Consider the following 5,947-nt stretch of genomic DNA (forward strand, 5'->3'; position numbering starts at 1 on the left):
CGCCCACCTCAATCACTGGCTGCATCAGTACAACTGGCATCGCCTCCATGCCAGCCTCGGCTACCGCCCACCAATTACTCGCATTCCGATGGCACTGAACAACGTGCTGGGTTTACACATCTAGTCGCCGGCAAGCCAGTCGCGTGGTGTGAGGTACTCGGCCAGGCGAGCTTCCGGACTGCCCCTGGCGGGCGTGTAGGCATATTCGAAACGCACCCGCGGCGGCAGGCTCATCAGGATTGATTCGGTGCGTCCGCCCGACTGCAGGCCGAACAGCGTGCCGCGGTCGTAGACCAGGTTGAATTCCACGTAGCGTCCGCGTCGGTACAGTTGGAATTCGCGCTCGCGTTCGTCCCAGGGTTCATGCACGCGGCGTTCGACGATCGGCAGGTAGCCATCCAGAAAGCCCTGGCCGACATCGCGCATGAAAGCAAAGCATTGTTCGAAGCCGCCCTCGTTGAGATCATCGAAGAACAGTCCGCCGACACCACGCGTTTCATTGCGGTGCTTGAGATAGAAGTACTCGTCGCACCAGTGCTTGTAGCGGGCGTAGACATCTTCGCCGTACGGTTTGCACAGGTCGCGTGCGACCCGGTGCCAGTGCTTCACGTCGTCGTCGAACGGGTAGAAGGGCGTCAGGTCGAAACCGCCGCCGAACCACCACACCGGGTCCACCCCCGGCTTGCGTGCCTCGAAGTAGCGTACGTTGGCGTGCGTGGTTGGCACGTAGGGGTTGTGCGGGTGCAGGACCAGCGATACACCGGTAGCCACGAAACTGCCACCTGAGATCTCGGGACGGTGTGCAGTCGCGCTGGGCGGAAGGGTGTCCCCGCTGACGCTGGAGAAATTGACCCCGGCCTGCTCGAAGACATCGCCGTTTTTCAGCACGCGGCTGCGACCGCCGCCACCTTCGGGACGTTCCCATGCGTCCTCGACAAAGCCTCCGTCGCCGTCGTCTACGGCTTCAAGCGCAGCGCAGATGCGGTCCTGGAGGTTAAGCAGAAAGGTTTCGACCCGGGATGTCTGATCGTGCATTGGATCAGTGTCAGGCGGTGTGACCGCCAAGGCAAGTCCCCCGGGCTTGCACGCCAGCGGTGATGCACGGGATAGTCGATCGATGCCCACCCGCAACGCGTTCTCCCCGCATGTTGTGCTTGCTACCTTCGGCACGCATGGCGACCTGCATCCATTTCTGGCCCTGGCCATGGCGCTTCAGCAGCGCGGCGCGCGGGTGACGTTGGCAGCGGCACCGCAATATCGTGAAAAAATCGAGGCCGAGGCCATCGATTTCGCACCGATGCGACCGGATATGCAGGACGTGTTCACGCGCCTGGGCATGGACGAGCGTGCGATCACCAGGGCCATTGCACGCCGGCCCCAGTTTCTGCTCACGCACATCGTGATGCCTGCGTTGCGTGAGGCCTATGATGACATCATGGCGATCACGGCCGACGCGGATGCGCTGGTCACGCATTCGGTAGCCTATGGCGCCAAGCTTGCGGCGGAGAAGCGTGGCCTGCCGGACTTCAGTGTGGCGCTGCAGCCGATGGTGTTCTGGTCTGCTTTCGACCCGCCCGTGGTTGCCAATACGCCGCGCCTGTCGCGCTGGATCTACCGGCGCGGACCGTCTTCAGCGCGCGCTTTTATCGGCTTGGGCAAATGGGTCGCCAGACGCTGGGCGCGGCCCATCGATAGGCTGCGCCGTGAAATCGGCCTGGCCCCCGCCAGGCGCCACCCGTTGTTCGAGGGCCAGTTCTCGGATGATGGCGTGCTGGCCCTGTTTTCGCCGCATTTCGGTGCCTCGCAGCCGGATCATCCAGCGCACACCGCCATCGTCGGCTTTGCATTCCATGACCGCGAGACTGGCGCGGCAGCGGAACTTTCCGATGCCCTGCGGCAGTTTCTTACCGCGGGCAGTGCCCCGATCGTGTTCACCCAGGGCACCTCTGCGGTACATGACGCCGATGCCTTTGTGCGCGAGAGTCTGGCCGCCGTTCGCACGCTGGGCGCGCGCGCATTGCTGGTGCTGGACGAGGTGCGCGCGGAGCAGTGGGCCGCCCAGGCCTCTGATCGGGTGATGATCACCGGCTACGCCCCGTATGCCCGGGTATTTCCAGGCGCCAGTGTGATTGTCCACCATGGCGGGATCGGCACCACGGCCCAGGCGCTTCGCGCCGGACGACCGCAGTTGCTGGTACCCCACTTGGTGGACCAGCCGGACAATGCGGCCCGGGTGGCGCGACTGGGTGTGGGCCGGGTGTTGTCGAGGCTTGCTTATCGCCAAGCCCGTGTGGTCGAAGCCCTGCGCGAGCTTGTGCAGCAACCGGGCTATGCACGGCGGGCGCAGTGGCTGGGTCAACAGGTGGCGGCCGAGGATGGAGCCGCCGCGGCTGCCGATATCATTTTGCGCGAACTTTCGCCGGACCTGCACGATTGAGGTCCAGCCAACAACCCGCGTCAGGCGGACTGCAGCTTGCTGGCGCGTCGTTGCGCGCGACGGGCGCGACGGGCAGCGCGTCGTTGCACGCGGTCATGGTGCCCGAGGTAGATGGCCGGGGTCGACAACAGCGTGAGCAGTTGCGAGATGGCCAGGCCGCCGATCATGGCGATGCCCAGGGGCTGGCGCAGCTCCGAACCAATACCGAAGCCAATGGCCAGCGGCACCGCGCTGAGCATCGCCACCAGGGTGGTCATCAGGATCGGGCGGAAGCGCGTCAGTGCGGCCTCGCGGATCGCTTTTATGGGATCCATTCCACGTTTGCGTTCGGCGTCCAGGGCGAAGTCGACCATCAGGATCGCGTTCTTCTTGACGATGCCGATCAGCAACAGCATGGCGATGGCCGAGATCAGTGATAGCGGCGTGTGTGTGAGCAGCATGGCGGCGACCGCGCCAACGCAGGCCGCCGGCAGGGTCGAGAGGATGGTCAGGGGGTGGCGCAGACTTTCGTAGAGGATGCCCAGGACCAGGTACATCGCCAGGATGGCAGCCAGGAACAGGCTGCCGATGTTGGATTGCAGTTCCTGCAGGCGCTGGTTGTCGCCGGTGTAATCGACATGGATGTCGGACGGCATGTCCAGGCGCAAGGCGGCCTGTTCGATCATGGAAATTCCGGCGCTTGGGGCGACACCCGGTGCCAGGCCATAGTTGATGGTCGCAGCCAGTACCTGGTCTTCATGGACCACCTGTGGAGGCACCACTTGCGGCGTCACGCTGGCGATAGCCGACAGCGGGACCATGCCTCCGGACGTGTTGGCGACATAGATCTGGAGCAGTGCGGCCGGTGACATCACCTGCTGCGCGGATGCACTCAGGATCACGCGGTAGTCGTTGATATCCGAGTAGATGGTCGACACGGCCTGCTGCCCGAAGGCGCCATACAGGGCCGACTCCACAGCGGCCATGCTGATGCCCAGGCGGCTGGCGCGGGCGCGATCGACATGCACGGTCTGCTGGATGGCCACGCTGTCGTAGTCGCTTCCGATGTCGCGCATCTGTGGCAGTTTGCGCAGCAGGTCCTCCAGGCGCAGGGTCCATGTCTGCAACTGCACCGGCGTGCCGCCACGCAGCTGGAACGAATACTGGCCCTTGCCGCCACCGCCACCGCCATTGAACTGCAGGCCCACATTGTCGACGTAGCACTGCACGCCGGGCACCCGGGCCAACTGCTTGCGCAGGCGTTCGATGATCTGTTGCGAATCTTCATGGCGTTTACCGGAGCCCTCGCCAAGTGGCTTCAGCGTGACAAAGATGCGGCCGTTGTTTCCGATGGCTCCACCCATGTTCGGGTTGCCCGGCAGCGAGGTGACATCCTGCACCGAGGGATCGTTTGCCACCACGTTGGCGACCTCCTGCTGGCGCTGCATCATGAGTCCGGGCGCGATGCTGGTATCTGCAGTCAGGTTGATCTGCAGCATGCCGTTGTCCTGTGTCGGAAGAAACGCGCCACCGGCGGTCTTGAGCGTGGCATAGCCCAGCACAAAGGTGAGCACGATCAGCACGATCGGCTGCCAGCGCATGATGCGCCGGTGATGCAGGGCCCAGTCGAGCGAGCGGCGGTAAAGTTCCAGGACGGCACTATCGAAGCGCTCGAAAAACGCCTTCCAGCGCCCTGTTTCGTGGTGCTGGGGGAGGCTGGAATGGCGCAGGTGGCGGGCGCACAGCGCCGGGGTCAGGGTCAGTGATACCAGTGCCGAGACCACCACGGCCGCGGCCAGGGTCACCGAGAATTGGCGCATGATCATGCCGAAGATGCTGTCCTCGAACAGCAGCGGTGTGAACACGGCCAGCAGCGATATGGTGATCGAGATCACTGTGAAGCCGATCTCTCGGATACCGTGCAGCGAAGCCTGCATCGGTGACTCGCCGGCTTCCATGTGGCGCACGATGTTCTCGATGACCACGATGGCGTCATCGACCACGAACCCGATGCACAGCACCAGCGCCATCATCGACAGGTTGTTCAGCGTGTATCCCAGGGCATACATCACCAGGAACGCGCCGCCCAGCGACAGCGGTACGCTGATGGCTGCGATCAGGGTGGGTCCGATCCGGCGCAGGAACACCAGCATCACAAGCACCACCAGCACCACGCTCAGCAGCAGGGTGATCTGGACCTCATGGAAGGCCGACCGGGTGGTCTGGGTCAGGTCAAACGTGGGCGTGATGGTGACGCTGGCCGGGAGCCAGGCCCTGAGCTGTGGCAGACGTGCCTTGATCGCGGCGACCGTGTCCAGGGCGTTGGCTCCCGGTCGCTTGTTGATCTGCATCATCACCGCGCGATGGCCGTTGAACCAGGCGGCCTGGTGCGCATCCTCGGCACCGTTGTAGACGTGTGCGACATCACCCAGGCGCACCACGCTACCGTTTCGGGTGGCAATGATGATCTTCCTGAAGTCCGCGGCCGTATGCAGCTGGTCCGTGGCCTGCACCATCATTTGCTGCTTGCCGTCCGAAAGCATGCCCTGTGGCGAGCTGACGTTGGCCGCGGTGAGCGCATTTCTCACCTCGTTGGTGGAGATGTGCTTGGCGCTGAGCGCGTCCAGATTCATGTCCACGCGAATGGCGGGTGGCGCGGCGCCGAAAATCTGTGCGCGGCTGACCCCCGGAATCTGCGCAATGCGCGGCATCAGGAGACTGTCCGCCATGTCATAGAGCCGGGTCGTCGTCATTGATGGTGAGGTCAGGCTCAGCATCAGGATCGGGATCTGGCTGGTATCGAATTTGAACAGTTGCGGGGGCACCGGTAGGTTTGAAGGCAGTTCGGGTGCGGCGGCATTGATCGCTGCCTGAACTTCACGAGCGGCATCGTCGATGTTGCGTCCGACACCGAAATTGAGGATCACGGCGCAGGAGCCCTCGTGGCAGACCGAGCGCATGTTCTGGACGCCTGAAATGCGGCCGAAGTAGCGCTCCAGAGGCGATGCGACCGTGGTCGACATGGTTGCGGCACTGGCTCCGGGTTGCGATGCAGCCACGAAGATCACGGAGAAGTCCATCTGTGGCAGTGCCGCCAATCCCAGTTGGGCATACGAGACGATGCCCCCCAGGAACAGGCCTATGGCCAGCAGGGTGATACCGATCGGGCGTCGGATCATCGAGGAGATGATGTTCATTGCAGCCCGTGTGCGCGCAGGGGCGCGCGGACGGCTCGCGCTGTTCGTATGCACATGCCGCAACTCATTGCTGGCGCTGGACCGTCCGCCGGAAGGACACTTCGTTGACGTTCTGCACGGGGGCCATCAACATGATGGATTCTGCGCGCCAGCGCGCCATTGGAATGCAATTCACCATGTACACGCTTGTCTTGATCCGTCATGGACAATCCCAGTGGAACCTCGAGAACCGATTTACCGGCTGGGCCGACGTGGACCTGACCGAACAAGGTGTGGCCGAAGCGCACGAGGCGGGTCGGCTTTTGCTCGAGGCCGGTCTCAGTTTTGACGTGGC

General features: G+C 63.6%; 4 protein-coding genes and 1 pseudogene. 3 read left to right on the top strand and 2 right to left on the bottom strand.

The annotated features are described in order from the left end of the window. Nucleotides 1-124, top strand: a pseudogene (locus tag PF446_RS01560) (IS481 family transposase); the annotation flags it as partial. On the opposite strand, the gene hemF reads toward PF446_RS01560, so the two are convergent. Beyond that, entirely contained in the window at nucleotides 121-1,035 is a 915-nt protein-coding gene (gene hemF, locus PF446_RS01565) for an oxygen-dependent coproporphyrinogen oxidase (protein ID WP_298069020.1), read from the bottom strand. The pseudogene PF446_RS01560 and the gene hemF overlap by 4 nt on opposite strands. Nucleotides 1,036-1,117: 82 nt before the next feature. Between hemF and PF446_RS01570 the strand changes: the two genes are divergently transcribed. Next, nucleotides 1,118-2,437 carry a glycosyltransferase gene (locus PF446_RS01570; RefSeq protein ID WP_298069021.1) on the top strand — a complete coding sequence of 440 codons (1,320 nt, stop codon included), beginning with the start codon at nucleotides 1,118-1,120 and terminating at the stop codon, nucleotides 2,435-2,437. Between the two features lie 20 nt (nucleotides 2,438-2,457). On the opposite strand, the gene PF446_RS01575 is transcribed toward PF446_RS01570, so the two are convergent. Further along, nucleotides 2,458-5,613 carry an efflux RND transporter permease subunit gene (locus PF446_RS01575; RefSeq protein WP_298069023.1) on the bottom strand — a complete coding sequence of 1,052 codons (3,156 nt, stop codon included), beginning with the start codon at nucleotides 5,611-5,613 and terminating at the stop codon, nucleotides 2,458-2,460. Between the two features lie 176 nt (nucleotides 5,614-5,789). Here PF446_RS01575 and PF446_RS01580 point away from each other — a divergent pair. Then, nucleotides 5,790-5,947: histidine phosphatase family protein (locus tag PF446_RS01580; RefSeq protein WP_298069026.1), on the top strand; the 158-nt coding region annotated here is incomplete at its 3' end.

The organism is Oleiagrimonas sp. (assembly GCF_027858935.1).
Taxonomy (GTDB): domain Bacteria; phylum Pseudomonadota; class Gammaproteobacteria; order Xanthomonadales; family Rhodanobacteraceae; genus Oleiagrimonas.